Here is a 19,491-nt window from a genome sequence, read left to right on the forward strand (position 1 = left end):
AGAATTATTTGGTCGGAGGGGCAAGAAGCCTGGCATCATCTATGACGGCAAAATGGCGGAACTGGCCGTCTCTGACGATCTGCACCTGCACATCTTTAATGATTTCACCCAAATCGTTAAAAGAGATCGTTCCGGTGGAGGCGGCCAGGTTGGTCTTTGCCATACAATTTCTTATCGCCGTCCTGTCTACACCGCCGGCACACTTGATGGCCGCAGCGGCCACTTTCACGGCAGTATGGCCAGAGGCTGCAACCATATCGGTCTTACGAATAAACATCTTCTCGTACTGCGTTATAAAGTCCTGGGTTTCCTGAGATGTGGAATCCCTGTCGAGGGAGGTGGTTATAATTACCCCTTCCGCCGCCGCTCCGGCAATATCAATGAAGGTCTGGGTGTCGAACCCTTCCTGGCCGATAACGGTAGCGTTAATCCCGGCAGCCCGCAACTGGGTCACCAGAGGCCCTGCGGTGAAATAGTAGCCCGTGGCATAAATAACATCCGGCTTGTCAGCCTTGACTCTGGCAACGATTGGACCAAATTGCCGGTCTTTCATGGTATATGGATACTCATGGACGATGGTTATTCCGTATTCCTTGGCCTTTTCCTTGAATCCTGACGCCAGGGACTCGCCAAAATCATTATTGAGAGTAATGAGCACTGCCCGTTTCTTATGGAGAATTTCACCCGCCAGTTTGGCCCCGGCCCGTCCCTGAACTTCACCAACAAAGGAAGTTCGAAAGACATAGTCACCTGCCCGGGTAATATCGGGATGGATGGCGTAGGCAGAGATATAGGGCACTTTGGCCGCCTGATAGACACCGGCAGCTGCTCGTGTCGCCCCGGAGTAACTGCACGAAATACCGACCGCGACCTTGTCTTTTTCGATAAGCTTAGTGGCTATGGCCACAGATTCCTTGGGGCTTGCCTGGTCATCGTAAACAATAAGTTCCAGGTTCCTGCCGTTTACACCTCCCGCCTTGTTGATCTGGGCTACTGCCAGTTTGGCACCGTTCAAGGCGGATTCACCGTCGGAGGCGGCAAAGCCGGTGAGGGGCACGTTGATACCTAAGTTGATCAATTCGGCAGCCATTACGTTCATGGAGAATGCTGCGGTTACGGCGAAGAGCAAGAACCCCTGGAACATTAATTTGACACCCATGGCCATACCTCCCATTGCAAAAGTTTATCAAACGAGACAACTTTGAATCAGGCATTCAGAACTTAAGACCTCGACTAAGCATACAAACACCGAAGCCATAGCGCACTAAAAACTGACAGGGAAAATCAACCCGCTTTACGCTTGAGAATAAGCAACAGGGGAATGGAGGCGACGGTAATCCACATGATCAACCTGAAGTCATTGAGATACGCGATGGTCAGAGCCTGCCTCGTCACTTCACCATTTAAGGCAACGGTGCCGGCGGTGGTTGTCCAGTCCCATATCTGCGGCAGGTTTTCCGGGGCGAGAGCCGGACGAAACGGCTGCATTGTTTCCGCCAGGAAGGCGTGATTTATCTGGGTGTTCCGGGCAAGCATCGTTACCACCACGGAGATCCCGATGCTGCTGCCGATATTGCGCATCAGGCTGTACATCGATGTCCCTTCATTGCGAAAATGCGGCGGCAGCGTCGCAAAGGTGCTGGTGCTGAGCGGCACAAAAACAAAACCAAAACCAAGCCCCTGGATAACTCCGGTCCAGACGATGACCGGGATGGAAACCTCGGTGGTGAAATGGCCCATGATAAATAAGGCCAGAATTGTCAGGCTGAGACCGGTGAGAATAAGCAGGCGGATATCCACCCTGCCGATGAGCCGGCCCACCAGCATCATCGCAAACATGGTCCCCATTCCCCGCGGTGCCAGGACATAGCCGGTCGTCACCACGGGAAAGCCCATCATCTGCTGCATAAAAGGAGGAAGCAGCGCCAGGGTGGCGTACAGAGTGATACCAATGATAAAAATGTAAATAAGGCCGACCACAAAGTTTCGATCGGCGAACATGCTCGGCTGGATAAATGGCTGGTCGGCACTGAAGGTGTGTACCAGGAACATATACAGAAACAGCAGAGTGGCGACGCATTCGATAACAATTTCCAGGCTGGAAAACCAATCAAGAGACTGACCGCGGTCAAGCATCAACTGCAGGGCACCGATGGCACAGCTGAGCAGGACAAAACCAAAGTAGTCGAAATTGCGGCCACTGTCAGTCTTACTCTCGGGCACTGAGGCCATGATTCCGGCAAAAGCGATCAACCCGATGGGAAGATTAATATAGAAGACCCAGCGCCAGTTATAATATTCCGTGAGATACCCGCCCAGGCTTGGGCCGATAATCGGCCCGACCATAACTCCCAGGCCCCATATGGCCATCGCCGAACCATGCTTTTCGCGGGGATAGGTGTCCAGCAGTACAGCCTGGGAAAGCGGCACGAGCCCTGCCCCGAAAATGCCCTGCAACAGACGAAAAAAGACAATCTCGGTAAGGGAGACGGAGGCACCACAGAGCATCGAGGCCACGGTAAAACCGACCACCGAGGTGAGAAAGACCTTTTTTCGCCCCAGCCTTGCCGCCAGCACGCCGGTAACCGGGGTCATAATAGCCGCGGCAACGATATAGGACGTCAAGACCCAGGAAATCTGGTCCTGGGTGGCCGACATCCCCCCCTGCATGCTTGGCAGGGCCACGTTGGCAATAGTGGTATCGATTGCCTGCATGATGGTCGCCAGCATAATCGACACCGTAATCAAGCCCCGGGCAGGGGCCTGATCGACCGCTTGTACTCCTGCAGCTGGCATACTAATGTCTGGCGCCTTGTGGTGCGGCCACGGCTTCTCTTGTTATGCCGACTGCAGCCAGAACTTTGCCGACCAGAAACGGCAGGGGTCTCTGGTAGGTGGTATCAATGCTGATCTGGGTGCTCATCCCGGAACGGAGTACCTGCTCCCCGTTCTGCTCTTCGACCCGGATTCGCACCGGAATCCGCTGGACGACCTTCACCCAGTTACCGGTGGCGTTCTGCGCGGGAATTATGGAAAATTCACTGCCCGTGCCAGGACTGATGCTCTGCACAGTGCCGGCAAAGGTGTGGTCCGGATAGGTATCGACGTTAATATCTACTTTTTGCCCCGGATGCACATGGGTCAATTCCGTTTCCTTGAGGTTGGCTTCAATCCAGAAACTGCGGTCGGCAATAAGGCTCATGACCGGCGTGCCCGGCGCCACATGCTTGCCAGGCTGAGGAATCTTACTCACCCGGCCGCTGAAAGGCGCGACGATGGTTGTTCTTTCCAGATCGAGGGCAGCTTTCTCCACCACCGCCTTGGCCAGCCGATAACTGGCCACCTGATCGGCGGAAATTTCCGGGTCGCCCTCCAGGCCCGCCAGGATCTGTTCCATCTCGTTCTTGATGATTGCAAAACGAAACTGACTGACCTGCAGGCTGTGCTCCGCATCATCGAGCCTGGCCCTGGCCACCGCCTGACTCGATTCGAGTGTTGACTGCCGCACAAATTCTTTGCGGGCAAAATCGATATTACTCTGGGCCAGCCCGAGTTCATTTGTCTTCTGCCGATAGCTGCCTTTCTGCATTCGGATCTCGGCTAATGCCCCCTGGAAACTGGCCTTTGCCTGTTCCAGGGCGATAACATAGGAACGGTCGTCAATTTTAAAAAGCGGGGTACCCTGCTCTACATGATCGTTTTCCGCGACCAGCAAGGCGACGATCGGCCCTGAGATTTCCGCACTGATCGCCACCTTGTCGGCTTGAAGGTAGGCATTGTCCGTTTCGATAAATCGGCCCCCGGTCAAATACATGTAAGCGCTGACAACAGCGACCGCGAGAGGACCGAGGATCAGGAAAAAGCGACGCTTAAAATGTTTCTTTCTGGCCAGGGAATGCGGCGTGGAAAATTCGTCCGGTGTTTCCTGATTTTTCGGGGTTATTTTTGGCGTGGACATGGCGTGGTATTGGTTTCATTTATTGAAATTGGCTTTCATTTTCACCAGGGTTTCAAGAAGTGCATCCAGCTGTTCTTCACTGATTCCCTGCAATGCCTTCGCGCGGATCAGTTTAAATTCTTCGCGCATGGTCTTAAAAAGAGGCCGGGCTTTTTCCGTCAGATGCAGCTGCACGGCGCGTCGGTCCTTCTGATCCGGCAGGCGCACGACCCATCCAGCTTCGGCAAGCCGATCGATCAGCCTGGTGAGGGTTATCGGTTTTACTTCCAGTTGATCAGCAAGTACCGCCTGATTGCAGCCTTCCTGTTTCGCTATATGGACGATTGCCCGCCACTGGACCTGGGTAAGCCCCAGTGTTTTTGCGCGTTCATCAAAATCTCGCCGCATCAACCGGGAAACCTCATAGAGAAGGAAGCCGATGCTCTTATCAGGATCAAAATATTTCATGACAGGTGTATTATCAGGGATACGCATAATAAGCAATGCTTACTAATCTGGCCTTGAATTTACCAGAGCACATGGCGTTGTGTCAACAACCTGTCATCAAGCCAAGGCAACGGTCACTACCGTGGCGGCAATTGGTCTCTGCCAATGATGATCCGAGGCAAATGTTATACGGTGACAGCTCAGGAGATGGGCATGTAAGAAAAGAAACACAAAAAGTTGCGGAAAAAACAATTCCCCGGCAGGCAGAGAGGCCAAACCAGACGGCAACTGGGATTCGATCCAATAAGAATCGAGATCCTGCCGGGGACTGCGCACAAGGCACACGTAAAAGAACAACAGTCTTATCGAACGTGATGCCTGGTCGGATCAAACGCCGGCTGCTTATTACCCGGCAATTGCGTTTACTGGCACGGAACTACTCGACGAATGCTGTCTTTGGTCCATATTACCTGATCATCCGGTGTTTTGCCGTCGGCATTCCACTTTTCGGTTACCTGCAGACAGTAGGAACCCAGGTTGAGGATCTCCGGTCCTTTAGCATCCGGCATGCCGCCGCCTATACGCATCAGATCCGGTTTGGCTGATGTATAGTTAGGGTTTATAGTGGCGGCACCGCAACCGCTGAGGGCCACGGCAATACCTGCATAAACGAAAAACGCACAAATCCTGTTCATGATATGTCCTCCTGGAAATCGATCTCTTTTTTAAAAAACAGTAAATCGAGATTTTCGAATACCGGAGCATGGAGACTGCCGGGTTCTCCCCGGCAACCAGCGCCGCATGGAACATCCGAATTTTATCGACAGATCAGAAACGTACAAGGAGCCATCGCACCACCATTCCCCGTGCATCACTGTTGTCGCCCGATCAGGATCCAGACTGTATCAGAAGGCGCATTGTTTAGAAATATTTATTTGCATGAGCTGTTGCAATATTGTTGAATCGCTGGACTTGACAAAAAAAACATTTTTCCTGCAAGGAACCAGACACAGTCATCCTGAGTGAATATTGCCATGGTGCCGATTCTGAATACGGGCTGTCCGCAAAGTAAAGAAACAAAAACCCGAATTGGATTTCCGGGCATTTACCGAACAAGCATCCACTCCCCCTTTGCCAGAACAGCTTATGGGAAAAAGTATTCGGTCAAGCCACTCCATCTTTGATCTCATTCCAGAGAAACCGATCAAAATGATACCATTCAAAGGGGTGATGCCGCAGGGCTTGTTCCAGAAAATCAGCATACTGCTGGGCGGCATGGGCAATGGCCTCACGTCTCTCCCGGCGGGATGCGGGCAGGATTTCAATGGGATCGGACAGGGTAAAATGATAGCTGTTTCTGCCAGTGCGAAAGGCGAAAAACACAAAAAGAGGTGCTCCGGAGACCAGGGCAAAAACAAAAGGTGCCTCGGGCAGATAGGCATCATGGCCGAGAAAGTTTACCCGCACCCTGCGCTGATCGTCCCGCCAGACGATATCTCCGGCCATGGACACCAGGCCCCCGGCCTGCAAAAACCGAATCCCTTCCACCGCGGAAAACGGTGAACTGCTGTGCTGGTCTGCACCGATGATTGTCACTCCGGATCGGCGCAGCTCCTCTTTCTGCACGCGCTCGATGCCTTCTTTTTCTTTAATGCCCATATAGAGCAGCAGCTGCAGATCGTCTCTCTGCTGCTTTAGAAGCGTGGCGGCGATCTCCCAATTTCCGAGATGAGACATCAACAGAATGCCCCCCTGATTCCCGATAACCTCTGCCAGTTTTTCCCAGCCTGAAGAAGTAAAGGAAACGGAGGTCTTCCTTGCGGCCAGAAACCTGTCAAAGTGGATGGTCGTGAAATTCTGGTATTGGACAAAGGTGCACCAGAGATGATACAGCCTCGATCGCTCGGGATAAAGCACAGCATAAAAGCGGCGGCTTTCCGGCACCCGACTGGAAAACACAAAAAAACCGGCAGCAATAATCCGGGAGACGACGGTAAAAAGCCAGGCCCCGCAGAGACCGGCGGTGGTGTTAAGCAGCCTGTACCAGTTGCCGTTCATGGTCGAAATATCCGGAAAATACGGGCGAAAATCAGTCTGCTGAACACGGCGGAGTTACGATGAAAATCAAGCCAGGGCCGAAAGTGACTCACCCGCTCGCCCTTTGGCTGATAGATAACCGGCACCGGAACTTCCTTTATTTTTATCCCCCGCTGCCGGGCTTTGACAAGTATTTCCACTTCAAACTGGTAACGCCTGGCCTGGACAGCAAGCTCCAGCACTTCAGGGACTGGGTACAGACGGAAGCCGGACTGAGAGTCTTCAACCCATGGCCCACCGGCTGCCCATACCCAGAAATTGGAAAATTTACGGCCGAACCGGCTGGTCCAGGGCACATTTTTCCTGCCGTCCATCCCCTCCCGTCTGCCGATAACGATACACCGCTCTCCTCCGCTGACTGCATTTTGCAATTGTATGGCATCTTCAGGGTTATGCTGACCGTCCCCGTCCAGGGTGATTGCATAGTCGCAGCCTTCTTCGCGTGCCGCCGCAAAACCAGTGAGAAGCGCTGCACCCTTGCCTTTGTTGGCGGAGTGATGCAGGATACGTATGCCGTCAATTGCCGCGATACTCTCGGCTGTACCGTCTGTCGAACCGTCATCAACCACGAATACCGGCAGGCCGAGTTGAAGCGTGCGGTGGATGACGGCACCTATCTGCCGGCCATGGTTGTAAACGGGGATGATGACGGCTGGTTGCATAATTTCCGGGCTAAGGATTACAATGAGTCGATTTCAGCGGCCGCAAAAGCAAGCGACCAGGTTCCCGGTCCCATATGCACCCCGGAGGTAAGCGACAAGGGAGTCAACAGGATTTCTGCCTGCGGCAGCAGAGCCCTTACCTTCTGTACCACGGTATCTGTAACCCATGCCCGGTTATCCGAATACTGGAGCATAACGAGAGGTGCGGCGGTGCGATCAAACCGCTCGCCGAGCCTGGTCATGGCAAAGGAGAGTTGTCCGCTTCGGCTGTGGACCACGCCAACTTTCCGCACCCCGTCGCCGGTCGGGCTGACAACCGGTTTCATTGACAGCAGATCGCCGAAAAAGCCGCCCGCTTTCGATACCCTGCCTCCGGCCACCAGGTACTTCAGTTCATCAATAAACACATATTCGCGGCAGGCTGCCATGGCCTTCTGGACAAAGTGAAGGATCGCATCCTCGCTGCTGGCCTTGCTTGCCTTCCGGGCGGTGAGCAGGGCGATGAGCGCCAGCCGTCCGGAGGCCGCACCGGTATCGACTACCGTCAACAGGTTTTCGGGATCGTGGTCTTTTTTCCAGGCCATGGCAGCGCCGTAATTCCCGGTAAAAGCGGAGCCGACACAGAGATACAGGCATCGGCCAAACTGCTGGCAGATGCTCCGGTAGTGCTGATGTCTCTCAAAAGTGGAGGCCTGGGCGGTGGTTACTTTATGGCCCGCCCGCATCAGGGGGTAAATATGATCCGGACGGTACAGACTCTCCGGCCGCGAACTCTCTCCGGTTATAATATAGCTGTCCAGCAGGGTGATTCCATGGGCGGAAGCCATTTCCCTGGGAATCGATCCCGCGCCGTCGGTGACAATATGCAGAAGAGTTTTTTCAGCCGGCTTAAAAGATTGCTCCGCGCCACCCTGGTCAATTTGCGAAGCAGACCATTGCACAATATCGCCATAGGAGCCAAGCCGTCCACGCAAACGGTCCGGATCCGGACTATGGATATGGACCTTCAGAAGAGATTCATCTTCCACCGCCACAACGCTGTTGCCCAGTTCGGCAATACTGTCTCTGACCGCTGCATGGTGATCAGCCACCCGCAGGACCACATCGACGCAATAGCAATCGGTCGGAACCGGTCGATACGAGTTGCGGATCACAAGCTTTCCGGCAAAAAGCTCCAGAATCGAGCGATTGCTGTCTTTCTGCCCGGTGAGATGGCCGAAAAAGCCGTCAAAAAAGAGGTACATGGCCAGAGCGCCGGAATCCACGACGCCAGCTGCCTTGAGATCCGGCAAGAGCTGCGTCGTTGCATCGACGGCCTGTTGCAGCTCAAGCCTCAGCGGCAGACAAATATTGTCCAGCCGGTCATGGGCGGCGAGGACCTGCGCGAGGCTGTCAAAAACGTTCAGCATTGTTCCGGCACAGGGGGTAGAAACAGCCCCCCAGGCTTTTTCCCGACCGGAGGCAGCTTTTTCAGCCAGCTCGGCAGAACTCTGTGCCTGGCAGAACTCCCGGAAAAAAGCCGCGGCAATATTGCCGGAGTTCCCGGTCGCACAGCGCGCCAGCTGCTCATAGGCTGTCCTGCTGTTCTTCTCAGGATCACGAAACGGCGCCAGACTGATACGCAGATTGGTACCGGTATCGCCGTCGGCGACCGGGTAGACATTGATCCTGTCGAGAAGATCGGCCCAGGCGGAAAGGCAGGCATACCCCGCGGCAAAGCTTGCCTCCAGACTATTCATCGTGCATGAGCCGAATTATGGTCGGCCAGTCATATTTGCCGTTATTTTTCATCGGAATACGCGCCACCGTTTTGATGCGGCGCGGCAGGGCATAGGGTTCGAGCGAGTCGCTGAGAGACTTCCTGATCCGCTCGATATTGACTGCATTCCCCTGGACCAACGCGCCAATCTGGTGTTCACGGCCGCCAGCCTCAGGGAGCGCCATGACCACGCAGTCGGTAACGCCGGACTGCTTTTTTATGAGCAGGCTGATTTCATCCAGATCGACCCGCTTGCCGCCAACCTTGGTCACGCTATCGGCTCGTCCCTGCAGGGAGAAATTGTGCGTCCCCCTGGCTTCAACCCTGTCTCCTGCAATGAAAAAGCCATCGTTATCTACCGGTAAATCGGGGGAAATATACGGCGAACGTACGGCAAGGCGAGACTCGACAACTTTCCAGTCAATAGTCGGAAACGCGGTGAAATATTCCTCGCCAAGCGATCTGTTTCTCGTCGCAATGCCCCCGGTTTCGGTGGAACCATACACCTCCACCACCCCTTTATTATTGGTCCGGCAGAATTCTTTATTATCAGCCGCATCAAGCATGCCGGCTGAGGAAAAAGCCAGCCGCAGCGATTCAGGCAGTCGAACATCCCGCAGGACCCGGTAATGGGCCGGAACACTGGCCAGCAGGGTGATGTGGTGCTCCTTAGCAACACGAGCGATTTCGCTGGGAAAGGAAGGCATGCTTTCCACCACAGTCGCCGAGGACACCAGCGGCAGGACCACGGAGAACAGTAACCCGTAGATATGATACGGCGGGATAGTGGCGAGAATGCAGTCACCATCCGTCACCCCATACCGGCTCGCCAGGAAAAAGCCTTCACCGAAGATATTAACTCTGGTTTTGGCCCAGATCTGCGGTTTGCCGGTGGAACCGCCGGTAAAAATATGCAGCAACAGCGACGACGCGGCCTGCATCCCTCCATTGGCCGGGATTTTTATCGATCGATCCGTGCCTTGACCATCCTGGCCAGTTTGTGGACAGATAACCCGCACCCCGGCGGGAAAATCCCTTGGCACATCGCTGATGGCAGCTGTAAAACCGGTGGTCTGCTGCATCCTGGCAAAAGCCCTGGCGGAAAAAGCATGGGGCAGCAGAAGGCTTGGCCCGCCGGCCAGAGAGGCCAGCAGCGCCGCCGCCAGAAACGCCTTATTATCGGCGGCAAGACAGATGGCAGCTCCCTGCTCCGTATCAGCAAGCTGACGGCGCAGCCAGGCCGCCATTGCATAGACCTCACCAAAAGTGGCACCAGCGCTGACAAACTCCTTATCCGGATATTTTGGCCCATGGAGCAGGGCCTGAAGCGCCCGTTCGGTGTCCAGTGGATTAAGAGTGTTCATCGGTCCTGTGTACCGCCCTGCCAAACGATTGGGTGCTGAGGCTTCTGTCCCGGGGCTTGAAGGTATCCCCTTCCATCTCTTTTTTTACCACCTGTTTAAAGAGCTTGGCCATTTTTATCGACTGCGGTTCATCCTGATAAAAGGTGTTCCAGGCGTAATCAAGCAGCTCCTGCAGTTTTTCCGGGCTCATATTTTTGGGCTGATAAACGACCTGGTCTGCTGAAAAATCATTCCAGTCCCGGGACAGGATACGGTGCTGCTGGTTGAGCTGCGTATAGGCCTTGGTGTGGGGAAACGGTGTCAACACCGTAAATTCAGCCAGATCCAGCTCGATCTCGAGCAGAAAATCGATCAACTCCTTGATGTAATCCTCGGTATGACTGTCCAGTCCCAGCAGGATGGTTCCTTCCACGCCAATTCCATGATCATGGTATCGTTTTATCCTCTCCCTGATATAATCGGAGGTGTCGAACACCGCCTGGTAAACATACCAGGCACCCGCCTGAGCGGCCAGATCGAGGACCTCGGGCTTGTCTTCGATGGGATGCGAACACCAGTGCTTTTTCAGGGGAATCATTTCCCGAAAAAGATCCATCTCCCATTTGGTATCCTGGGCCAGAGAATTATCGACGATAAAGAGCCGGTTATTGTCTATTCCGGCCATCTCCGCCACCGCTGTTTCGATGGGCCGCGGCCGGAAAGCCCTGCCGCCCAGATACGACACGGCGCAGGGGTAGCAGTTAAAACGGCAGCCGCGGGAGGCATGCACCAGATCGACCATCTGCACGCCCTTGTAATTATACAGCCTGCGATTGAGAATATCCCGCCGTGCCGGGCCAACCAGCGCGATATCGGGGCGGTTGTCGATAAAATCATAAGAGGGCTGCAAGTCGTTCCGCCTGAAGTCGGCGAGCACCTGCTCCATTCGTCCTTCAGCTTCGCCGAGAAAAACCGCGTCGGCATGGGCCATGGTTTCCTCGGCATGGAGCATGGTGGCGATACCGCCAAAGATAACCTTGATGCCTTTTTTCCGATAGGTATCGGCTATTTCCCAGCCCCTTTTGACCTGGACGGTGAGCATCATGGAGATGCCCACGAAATCGACTGGATCATCAAAATCTATTTCTTCCAGGTTCTCATCGACAAAATCGATATCGACATACTCGGGCAAGGTGGCGGCAAAGACAACCGGTCCATGGGGAGGCAGATGAAATTCAGTCTGCCGGTCGAGCTTGGCCCATCGGGGATAAATCAGTTTAAATTTCATGGTACATTATCTGCACGTATTAAAGTCATCTTCAAGGTATAGCCGTTCCGGCCATAGGTTTTCAGCTCAAGATACTCGGGGATATTACCTGATCCTTTTTTCCTGCACGATCGGCCGATAATGGACCGCTGCAGCAGCTCTGCACTATACCCATTTATCTGCCAGCAGTCATCGGCAGTTCGTTCAACGTCGACCACCCCGCCACGCACATCTTTATAGCGACACACCGGGGCGGCATCTGCCGACTGTCCCGTCAGCACGGTTCCGGAGGGCGGCTGAAAGATTGCCCGGATATCGCCAATCAACCCCCGGGCAAACCCGGGCTTATCAAAGGGGGGGATGGCACGCCGGATTTCAACGCTTTCTTTCCCCCGGTAGACTGCTTCAAACAGGGTGAGCCCTTCAACGGTAACCAGGGCGCAGCCAATAGTACTGCCGTCTATGGTGGTTACCCCGATGACCGGAGGCCCAGCCCCGTCTTTCATGGTAAATTCGATGGAGTGGACAAACTGCCATTTTCCCTGGGGAAAAATGTCCGCGCAAGCAATTTTTTGTTGTCCATCGTCGATCGTCCGGATCAACCCGGGCAGCTGCATCCGCTTTTCCGCAGCACATCCGGACAAAAAAAACAGCAGCACGAGCAGGATGACGGGGACATTCTTCATTGTACGGTAAAAACGGCGACGGGTATCTTCCTGTTCAGTACCCTTTTGCTGAAACGCATCCTCGTGTATGAGTCGGGACCTTCAAAGATAGTAATCCCATCGAGGTTGCCCTGCTGATCGGCAAGGGTCAGCTCAATGCGACTGATCACCCCGGCAAGCTCCTGGCTCTTAGGGGTCAGCAGAATGGTCCGATCGGTTGGCCGCGCGACCTGGAACATCTTGTTTTCGGTAAAGCGGCCATCAAGCCAGTTACTGATCTCGGCCAGAACAACCTGCATGGCACCAAACTGCATCCCTTTGTCTTCAACCAGGCGGCCATCCTGCTCGACAAATTTTTTGACTTCGCCATCGTGCATAAGCAGAATGGACCGAATGGGACGTGCATACTCCCAGCGCAGGGACTGGGGTCTTTGAAAGGCGAAGGTGCCGGTGGAAATAATCGGATGGGTGAGAATTTTCAGGTGTTTTTCCTGAACAAAATCAGCCTGGACGGATTGCAGCGGAACCGGTGTCAGCTGAGCAACGGCACCGGCAGGGCCTGCAACCAGAAAAAACCACAGCGCCATTATCAGCAAAAGAAGCAGCTTCATTAACACATCCCGCCATTAACCGAAATGACCTGGCCGGTCATATAGGAAGCCGCATCGGAGCAGAGAAAGCTCACCACCCTGGCCACTTCTTCCGGCCTGCCGATACGGGCCATGGGAATCATTGCCTTGATCTGAGCCTTTGGCGCATGCTCGATCATATCTGTTTCTATCAGCCCCGGCGCCACCACATTCACCCGGATACCGAGCCTGGCGACCTCGGAGGCGACCACCCGGCTGGCCGCATTCAAGCCGGCCTTTGCCGCCGAATAGTTGGCCTGGCCGCGATTGGTCGTAAGGGAGCTGGCGGACGAGATGGAAACAATGGCGCCTTTTTTCCGGCGGACCATCTGCTCGAGCACCGGCCGTGTCATGTTATAAAATCCCTTCAGGCTGGTATCGATTACCGATTGCCACTTTTCCGAAGTCATCATCAGAAAAAGACCGTCGGCGACGATGCCGGCGTTGTTGATCAGGATATCGATCGAACCGAGCCGCCCGGCGATATCTTCAACCACCTGCTGGGTAACCTGACCGTCGCGTACGTCAAACTGACAGATCTCGCCCCGTCCCCCAGCCTCTTCGACCAGCGACAGCGTCTGCTCCGCACCCGGCTTGTCCGCCATATAATTGATAACTGTATAACAATCTGCCCTGGCCAGTTCGAGGCAGACAGCCCGGCCAATCCCCTTGCTGCCACCGGTTACTATGGCGATTCTTTGATCTTTTTCTGCTGTCATATGCATGGAGGCCCTAAGCCTGAAAGAGCTGTAGAGTCATTGAGCCGATAAGCCTGCCGTCGAGATGCTGCCGACATGCCACTTCCCGAAGACTCTCGAATTTATAACTGTTTTCGGCACTGCTGATAATTACACTGCCAAGCGGCAGATAATCGATAAAGAGTTCCGCCTTTTTGACACCCACCAGCCAGCCCATCTTGTTTGAGTCAAGCCCTTTGGTCTGCACCCTGTCCCAGCCGTTGCACACTCCGGCCGTCTGCGCGGCAAGCTCGATCAAGATCAGTGGATGCACCCCACCGTCGTCGACCATGGGCCATGAATCGGCAGCTCTGCACAGCGTAACGGCGTGTTCGGCGTCAACTTCAAGAATTTTTTCCACCAGCATCATAGGACTGCGATGGGGCAGTAAATCCTCCAGGGACAGGTCGGAGAGTGTTGTCTTCTGCATGTTTATTCAATTGCGAAGATACCTTAAGATTAGTGAAACCGCCACCAAATCGGACAAATTCATGTTGGAATTATATTGGATTATTGGCATTATGTTGCTTCCTGATTGAATGCCAGGACAATTTTCATAAAACCCGGACGGATCTGTTCCCGGTTTTATTACTGCAACCAAACCATAAAATCAAAAAAATTATGAGTGACCTGATAGAAGAATTGAAAGTCAAACTTATTGAAATCCTCAATCTGCAAGATGTGACCCCCGAAGATTTCGATGCAAACGCACAGCTGGTCGGCGGGGAGCTCGGCATTGATTCCATCGATGTCCTGGAAATGGTGGTCATGGTGGAAAAGGATTACGGGATCGTGATCAACAACCAGGAAATGGGTGAGAAGATATTTTACTCACTGGCCAATCTTGCCGATTATATAAAAGAAAATACCCCGGGTGCAGCTTCTTGACGGGAAAAACCGTGTACCTCCAGGCCGCCGGGATAATCAGCGCGCTCGGCTCGGGGCTGGGCGCAACAGAGCAGATCCTGCGCGAGAACCGCTCGGCAATTAAACCGCTTGCGCTGTTTACCCCGCTGCATGGTGCACCTCTTCCTGCAGGGGAGGTTGGTGTTGATTTTTTCGATCAGCGCGATCCAGCAGCCCTGCCCAGAACACACCGCTTAGCCCTCGCTGCAGTCAGACAGGCCATGGCCGATTCAGCTCTCCTTCACCCGCCCGAGGCCGTAATACTCGGCACGACGACCGGCGGTATTCTGACCACGGAACAGCTGCTGAAAAATAAGTCCCGGCAGAAAGAACTGTATCAGTACCATGGGCTGCATAGCGTCGCCACCTGCGTTGCCAGAGAGTGCCACTGCACAGGCCCGGCACTGGTTGTGTCCACCGCCTGTTCGTCCGGAGTCGTGGCGATTGCCCTGGCCCTGCAGATGCTCCGCAGCGGTCTGTACAAGACGGTTCTTGCCGGAGGGGTCGACTCGCTCAGCAGGCTGACCTACTTTGGTTTTCACTCTCTGCAATTGGTGGATCAGACAGGCTGCAAACCTCTAGATCAAAACCGCCAGGGTATGGCGGTGGCTGAAGGTGCTGGAATGCTCCTGCTCACCACCGAAAAACCGGACAACTATCTGGCCGAAATTCTGGGTGCCGGCCTTTCCTGCGATGCCTATCATCCTGCCGCGCCACACCCGGACGGCCAGGGGGCCTTCACGGCGATGCAGAACGCGTTGACCGATGCCGGACTTCCCCCGGAGGCCATCAGCTATATCAATCTGCACGGCACCGGCACGCCGGATAACGACCTGGCGGAAGCCAAAGCCGTGCGTCGTCTTTTCGCCACGGTACCGCCGCTTTCCTCTATAAAAGGAGCATCCGGCCACAGCCTCGCTGCCGCCGGGGCCATTGAAGCGATAGTCTCCACCATCGCCATAGCTAAAGGGTTGATGCCGGCCAATACCGGCCTGCAACACGTCGATCCCCTGCTCGGTGTTTCGCCGCTGGTAAAGCCGCTTGAGGCTCCGGTACAAACCGTTCTCACGAATTCCTTTGGCTTTGGCGGCAACAACGGCTCCCTGGTTATCGGCGCACCCAATGGTTCCGTTTCGAGAGCCGCCTCCCCCCAGGTTGCAGCACTGGCCATTCATGGCTATTCCTGCCTGAGCGGTGCAGGCGATACCCCTTCGACCATCAACCGACTGCATGCCGGCGGCTCCGTTGCCGGGATGACGGAAATCGATACTCTTTCCAGAAATCTGCCCTCCCGCCTGGTCCGTCGCCTCAAGCGGCTGCCGCGTATGACGCTCTCTTTAGCGGTACAGGCCCATCTGGATTCCGACCTGACTGAGCTGAAACCGGGTTCTGTTTTTATGGGAACCGGTTGGGGAGGCCTCTCCGAAACCCACGATTTCCTGGCCCGCCTGGCGGAATCCAAGGAGCAGTTTCCCAGTCCCACCGACTTTGTCGGATCGGTGCATAACGGACCGGCCAGCCAGGTTGCGATCATGTTTGGCGCAACCGGCCCCAATATTACCACCAGCGGCGGAGATTATTCGTTTGAACAGGCCCTCCTGGCAGCGCAGCTGATGTTTGACGACCAGGACAGGCCGGCTCTCGTTCTTGTGGCAGAGGAAGGGCATGAAACATTTTCACCGCTGTTAGATGCGTCAATAAATAACGAATCTGCTCTCGCGGATGGCGGTGGTGCGTTTTGTGTCAATCGGGACCGAAAAGGCGCCATCTGCTGTATTTCCCTGCCGTTTTATAAAAGCTGTGAGGCAGAGAACGTAATCACCGATCTGGTGAAGACGCTTGACGCCAGGGCAGGACGGCGGGATTACGCCCTCATTCTGGCAGGGATTCCTGCAGCGATGCACAGCCAGGCAGCGCCACAGCTCGAAGAGTTTACCGCGCTTTTGCAAACATCTGCCCCTATTGTCCCTTATCGCCAATTGACCGGACAGTTTGCTTGCGCGTCCGCAGTAGCGACAGCTCTTGCCGTGTCACTTTTCGTCTCGGGAACTATTCCCGGCACTCTGACGGGAGGACCTGACATTGCCTTAACAGAGTCTTGCCACAAAATTTTAGTGTTGGGCCTGGGACAGTACATTACCGCGATAGAACTTTGCAGACCATGAAAATACTGCTCGTCTCCCCCAACACGCTAACCAACCCGTACCCGGTATATCCCATCGGACTTGATTATGTCGCCGGAGCCATCTCGCCGGTGCATGAGGTGCGCCTTGCTGATCTCAATGTGCATTCTCTGGATGATCTTGACGAAATACTGCTTGCATTCAATCCGGACATCATAGGGTTTTCCTGCCGCAATATCGATAACATGGAAGCTGGCGGATCCCGCTATTTTATCGATGAGTACCGGAAGGTCGTTGTCCGGCTGCGGAAAAGCTCAAAAGCTTTAATTATCTGCGGCGGCAGCGGATTTACCATCATGCCGAAGCAGATCATGACCACCCTTGGCGCCGACTACGGTATTATCGGCGAGGGGGAACGATTCGGCCTGCTGGTCGAGGCCTTAGCCAGGGGAGAGGAACCGACCAGGCTCCCCGGAGTGATTGCTGCCGCCGCCAGACAGGCGACAGCAACCCCGCCTCCATGGGATGGCCCGATAGTGCGAAATTTTCAGGGCCATGCCGACCACAATCGTTTCTATCTCGAAAAAGGGGGAATGCTTAATCTGCAGAGTAAGCGAGGCTGCTCCTTTCACTGCATTTACTGCTCCTACCCGCATATCGAGGGGCGCAAACACCGCCTGATCGCACCGGAGAAAGTCGCCCGGATGGCCCTTGATCTTCAAGAGTCCGGCGCCAGATATTTCTTTGTCACCGACTCGGCGTTTAATTCCGATATCAGACACAGCCTCGCCGTGGCCAGAGCTTTCAAAGCAGCCGGAATTTCGATCCCTTGGGGCGGTTTTTTTGCCCCCGTCAGGCTCCCGGCTGGTTATTTTTCAATTATGGCCGATGCCGGTCTTTCGCATGTTGAATTCGGCACAGAATCGCTGGCAGACGCAATACTGAAAACCTACCGTAAACCGTTTACCGTTCGTGATGTCCTTGCCGCCCATCAACAGGCCCTTGATGCCGGACTGCATGCCGCCCACTATCTCCTGCTGGGCGGCCCCGGCGAATCCGCCGCCACTGTCTCAGAGACTCTGGATAACATCGATAAACTCCCCCGAACCGTACTGTTTTTTTTCATCGGCATCAGGATATATCCCCAGACAGAACTCTATGATATCGCTCTTGCTGAGGGCAAGATAAGTGCGGCCACGAATTTGCTGGAGCCAATTTTTTACCAGGCCGACGACATTGACCGTCAAAGCATCGAGAAACTTGTCACTGCACGGGTTGGCAAGCGCGTCAACTGTGTTGTCGGCTCCGGTGACGCAGGCGAGATCACCCCGGTCAGCAGGATGTATGCCCGCGGCTATACCGGACCGCTCTGGGAGCATCTTATTCGTTAGCATCAGCAGGTCCTTCAACCCCACATCAGGCTTATGACAACTCGCGCAGCTGTTCCCCCTAAAAAAGTACTCATTATCGGCTCCGGCATCGGCGGCCTCAGTACGGCAATAATCCTGGCTGAACTAGGCTTTGACGTCACGGTGCTGGAGAAAAATCATCACCCGGGGGGGGTGATGCGCAGCTATACCCGAGACGGCATCGAGTGCGGGGTCGGGGTGCATTATCTGGGCTCGCTTGATAAGGGCCAGATCCTCAGGACTTTTTTTGATTATCTCGGTGTCACCGAGGCAATCCCTCTGACCCGAATGGGCGGCAACGGCATTATCGACCGGTATATTTTCACCTCTCCCGCCAGCCGTCTGCCGCACTTTGATCTGCCGCCTGGAATGGATGCATATGAAGAAAATCTCATTAGGGCATTCCCAGCAGAACAAGAGAAGATCGCCAGAATAATGGACCCGGTACGGCAGGCAGCCAAACAGCTGCATGCGCTCGATTTTCTCTCTACCCCCGACGACAATTTTACGCTGCTTGATCACTACGATCCATTCGGGGCCGTACTCAGCAATCTCGGCTGCTCGGCAGAGCTGCGCAACGTCTTGTCCGTCCCCTCTTCCTGGCTGGGCGTGCCTCTTGACGACTGCCCGGCCTACTATCACAACATGGCGCTGGCCTCCTATGTTTCCTCCTCATGGCGCCTTGAGCGCAACGGAGCCCATATGGCCGACGTCTTCGCCGAACGGCTGGTGGCTCTGGGTGGAAAGATTATCACGGACGCGGAAGTGAGCCGAATCGAGGTCGATTCGCGGGTGGTCAAAGGTCTGCACCTGCAATCGGGGGAAAAGCTGCCGGCCGAACTCGTCATTGGCGCAGTGCACCCGAAAATTGTGCTGCAGATGCTCTCGGCACCAGACGTCAAACCATCTTACCGAAAACGGATAAGCACCTTGCAGGATACCCATGGCATTTTTTCGGTCCATGTCAGTATCGATGCAGAGAGTCACCGGGAAATTCCCCATAACATCTTTAAAATAGAGACGAGCCAGAGAGGCGGTATCTCGGATCTCAAATACTATCAAATCCGCCGGAGCGAAAAAAAAGGCCGGAACCTGCTGTCGATTCTCACCTCCGGCATGGATGCATTATGGGCCCCCTGGGAAGGGACCCGCAGCGGTCGCCGGGGAAGAGAGTATCTGGAAGCAAAGGAAAGATACGCGGCAGAGCTGGTAGAAGAAGCGGCGCAGATGTTCGGCGCCTTGAAAGGGGCAAAAGTCATCGATGCCAGCACCCCTCTCACCATGCGGGACTGGGTCAACAGTCCCGGCGGCAGCGCCTACGGGGTCCTTCGTTCCTCCAGTCAGATGCTGGCGACCGCCCTGTTAAATCGGACTGCCGTGAAAGGATTGTATCTGGCCGGGCAGAATGTCATGGCCCCCGGCATTATCGGCACCATTATGGGTTCTTTCAGTACGGTAAAATTGATCCTCGGGCCGGATGAATTTAAAAATCTGGTCCGATTGTAAGGAG

The 19,491-nt window shown here is 54.7% G+C and carries 18 protein-coding genes; 4 read left to right on the forward strand and 14 right to left on the reverse strand.

Going from position 1 to position 19,491, the window contains the following annotated elements; all coding sequences use genetic code 11:
- Positions 1–4: 4 nt before the first annotated feature.
- The 14 genes from FCL47_RS01790 to FCL47_RS01855 form a co-directional block, all read right to left on the reverse strand.
- On the reverse strand, positions 5–1,159 hold the full coding sequence (locus tag FCL47_RS01790; RefSeq protein WP_205747171.1) for an ABC transporter substrate-binding protein: 1,155 nt from the start codon (positions 1,157–1,159) through the stop codon (positions 5–7).
- Positions 1,160–1,284: 125 nt separating this feature from the next.
- Positions 1,285–2,796, reverse strand: coding sequence for a DHA2 family efflux MFS transporter permease subunit (locus FCL47_RS01795; RefSeq protein ID WP_136811742.1), 1,512 nt, complete (start codon positions 2,794–2,796; stop codon positions 1,285–1,287).
- A gap of 1 nt (position 2,797) precedes the next feature.
- Positions 2,798–3,958 carry an HlyD family secretion protein gene (locus tag FCL47_RS01800; protein WP_136811743.1) on the reverse strand — a complete coding sequence of 387 codons (1,161 nt, stop codon included), beginning with the start codon at positions 3,956–3,958 and terminating at the stop codon, positions 2,798–2,800.
- A gap of 15 nt (positions 3,959–3,973) precedes the next feature.
- A complete protein-coding gene (locus FCL47_RS01805) occupies positions 3,974–4,432 on the reverse strand; it encodes a MarR family winged helix-turn-helix transcriptional regulator (RefSeq protein WP_136811744.1) in 459 nt (152 codons plus the stop codon).
- Positions 4,433–4,806: 374 nt separating this feature from the next.
- On the reverse strand, positions 4,807–5,079 hold the full coding sequence (locus tag FCL47_RS01810; protein WP_136811745.1) for a hypothetical protein: 273 nt from the start codon (positions 5,077–5,079) through the stop codon (positions 4,807–4,809).
- A gap of 469 nt (positions 5,080–5,548) precedes the next feature.
- Positions 5,549–6,442 (reverse strand): lysophospholipid acyltransferase family protein, encoded by an 894-nt coding sequence (locus FCL47_RS01815; protein WP_136811746.1) that lies wholly within the window; start codon positions 6,440–6,442, stop codon positions 5,549–5,551.
- Entirely contained in the window at positions 6,439–7,143 is a 705-nt protein-coding gene (locus FCL47_RS01820; RefSeq protein ID WP_167496323.1) for a glycosyltransferase family 2 protein, read from the reverse strand. The genes FCL47_RS01815 and FCL47_RS01820 overlap by 4 nt, the downstream gene beginning before the upstream one ends.
- A gap of 17 nt (positions 7,144–7,160) precedes the next feature.
- Positions 7,161–8,882, reverse strand: coding sequence for a DegV family protein (locus FCL47_RS01825; protein ID WP_136811748.1), 1,722 nt, complete (start codon positions 8,880–8,882; stop codon positions 7,161–7,163).
- On the reverse strand, positions 8,875–10,266 hold the full coding sequence (locus tag FCL47_RS01830; RefSeq protein ID WP_136811749.1) for an AMP-binding protein: 1,392 nt from the start codon (positions 10,264–10,266) through the stop codon (positions 8,875–8,877). Before FCL47_RS01830 ends, FCL47_RS01825 begins: the two co-directional genes overlap by 8 nt.
- Positions 10,253–11,533, reverse strand: coding sequence for a radical SAM protein (locus tag FCL47_RS01835; RefSeq protein WP_136811750.1), 1,281 nt, complete (start codon positions 11,531–11,533; stop codon positions 10,253–10,255). Before FCL47_RS01835 ends, FCL47_RS01830 begins: the two co-directional genes overlap by 14 nt.
- Positions 11,530–12,198, reverse strand: coding sequence for a hypothetical protein (locus FCL47_RS01840; RefSeq protein WP_136811751.1), 669 nt, complete (start codon positions 12,196–12,198; stop codon positions 11,530–11,532). The genes FCL47_RS01835 and FCL47_RS01840 overlap by 4 nt, the downstream gene beginning before the upstream one ends.
- On the reverse strand, positions 12,195–12,788 hold the full coding sequence (locus FCL47_RS01845; RefSeq protein WP_136811752.1) for an outer membrane lipoprotein carrier protein LolA: 594 nt from the start codon (positions 12,786–12,788) through the stop codon (positions 12,195–12,197). Before FCL47_RS01845 ends, FCL47_RS01840 begins: the two co-directional genes overlap by 4 nt.
- Positions 12,788–13,525 carry a 3-oxoacyl-ACP reductase FabG gene (fabG, locus tag FCL47_RS01850; protein ID WP_136811753.1) on the reverse strand — a complete coding sequence of 246 codons (738 nt, stop codon included), beginning with the start codon at positions 13,523–13,525 and terminating at the stop codon, positions 12,788–12,790. Before fabG ends, FCL47_RS01845 begins: the two co-directional genes overlap by 1 nt.
- 13 nt (positions 13,526–13,538) lie before the next feature.
- Positions 13,539–13,973, reverse strand: a complete 435-nt coding sequence (locus FCL47_RS01855; protein ID WP_136811754.1) for a hypothetical protein — start codon at positions 13,971–13,973, stop codon at positions 13,539–13,541.
- A gap of 191 nt (positions 13,974–14,164) precedes the next feature.
- Here FCL47_RS01855 and FCL47_RS01860 point away from each other — a divergent pair, with 191 nt between their 5' ends.
- From FCL47_RS01860 to FCL47_RS01875, 4 genes are read left to right on the forward strand one after another with little or no spacing between them, the layout of a single operon-like run.
- Entirely contained in the window at positions 14,165–14,431 is a 267-nt protein-coding gene (locus FCL47_RS01860) for a phosphopantetheine-binding protein (protein WP_136811755.1), read from the forward strand.
- Positions 14,428–16,614, forward strand: a complete 2,187-nt coding sequence (locus tag FCL47_RS01865) for a beta-ketoacyl-[acyl-carrier-protein] synthase family protein (protein ID WP_136811756.1) — start codon at positions 14,428–14,430, stop codon at positions 16,612–16,614. Before FCL47_RS01860 ends, FCL47_RS01865 begins: the two co-directional genes overlap by 4 nt.
- The gene (locus FCL47_RS01870) at positions 16,611–17,963 is read left to right on the forward strand and encodes a lipid biosynthesis B12-binding/radical SAM protein (protein ID WP_136811757.1); all 1,353 of its coding nucleotides are present in this window, start codon (positions 16,611–16,613) and stop codon (positions 17,961–17,963) included. The genes FCL47_RS01865 and FCL47_RS01870 overlap by 4 nt, the downstream gene beginning before the upstream one ends.
- 33 nt (positions 17,964–17,996) lie before the next feature.
- Positions 17,997–19,487, forward strand: a complete 1,491-nt coding sequence (locus FCL47_RS01875) for an NAD(P)/FAD-dependent oxidoreductase (RefSeq protein WP_136811758.1) — start codon at positions 17,997–17,999, stop codon at positions 19,485–19,487.
- Positions 19,488–19,491: the final 4 nt, after the last annotated feature.

Source organism: Desulfopila sp. IMCC35006, from assembly GCF_005116645.1.
GTDB lineage: Bacteria > Desulfobacterota > Desulfobulbia > Desulfobulbales > Desulfocapsaceae > Desulforhopalus_A.

Bases quoted from the DNA above. Each gene is read 5' to 3' on its own strand.
- FCL47_RS01855 (WP_136811754.1), bottom strand. From the start codon at position 13,973: ATGCAGAAGACAACACTCTCCGACCTGTCCCTGGAGGATTTACTGCCC.
- FCL47_RS01835 (WP_136811750.1), bottom strand. From the start codon at position 11,533: ATGAAATTTAAACTGATTTATCCCCGATGGGCCAAGCTCGACCGGCAG.
- FCL47_RS01815 (WP_136811746.1), bottom strand. From the start codon at position 6,442: ATGAACGGCAACTGGTACAGGCTGCTTAACACCACCGCCGGTCTCTGC.
- FCL47_RS01870 (WP_136811757.1), top strand. From the start codon at position 16,611: ATGAAAATACTGCTCGTCTCCCCCAACACGCTAACCAACCCGTACCCG.
- FCL47_RS01800 (WP_136811743.1), bottom strand. From the start codon at position 3,958: ATGTCCACGCCAAAAATAACCCCGAAAAATCAGGAAACACCGGACGAA.
- FCL47_RS01795 (WP_136811742.1), bottom strand. From the start codon at position 2,796: ATGCCAGCTGCAGGAGTACAAGCGGTCGATCAGGCCCCTGCCCGGGGC.
- FCL47_RS01805 (WP_136811744.1), bottom strand. From the start codon at position 4,432: ATGCGTATCCCTGATAATACACCTGTCATGAAATATTTTGATCCTGAT.
- fabG (WP_136811753.1), bottom strand. From the start codon at position 13,525: ATGACAGCAGAAAAAGATCAAAGAATCGCCATAGTAACCGGTGGCAGC.
- FCL47_RS01845 (WP_136811752.1), bottom strand. From the start codon at position 12,788: ATGAAGCTGCTTCTTTTGCTGATAATGGCGCTGTGGTTTTTTCTGGTT.
- FCL47_RS01840 (WP_136811751.1), bottom strand. From the start codon at position 12,198: ATGAAGAATGTCCCCGTCATCCTGCTCGTGCTGCTGTTTTTTTTGTCC.
- FCL47_RS01825 (WP_136811748.1), bottom strand. From the start codon at position 8,882: ATGAATAGTCTGGAGGCAAGCTTTGCCGCGGGGTATGCCTGCCTTTCC.
- FCL47_RS01875 (WP_136811758.1), top strand. From the start codon at position 17,997: ATGACAACTCGCGCAGCTGTTCCCCCTAAAAAAGTACTCATTATCGGC.
- FCL47_RS01860 (WP_136811755.1), top strand. From the start codon at position 14,165: ATGAGTGACCTGATAGAAGAATTGAAAGTCAAACTTATTGAAATCCTC.
- FCL47_RS01790 (WP_205747171.1), bottom strand. From the start codon at position 1,159: ATGGGTGTCAAATTAATGTTCCAGGGGTTCTTGCTCTTCGCCGTAACC.
- FCL47_RS01830 (WP_136811749.1), bottom strand. From the start codon at position 10,266: ATGAACACTCTTAATCCACTGGACACCGAACGGGCGCTTCAGGCCCTG.
- FCL47_RS01820 (WP_167496323.1), bottom strand. From the start codon at position 7,143: ATGCAACCAGCCGTCATCATCCCCGTTTACAACCATGGCCGGCAGATA.
- FCL47_RS01810 (WP_136811745.1), bottom strand. From the start codon at position 5,079: ATGAACAGGATTTGTGCGTTTTTCGTTTATGCAGGTATTGCCGTGGCC.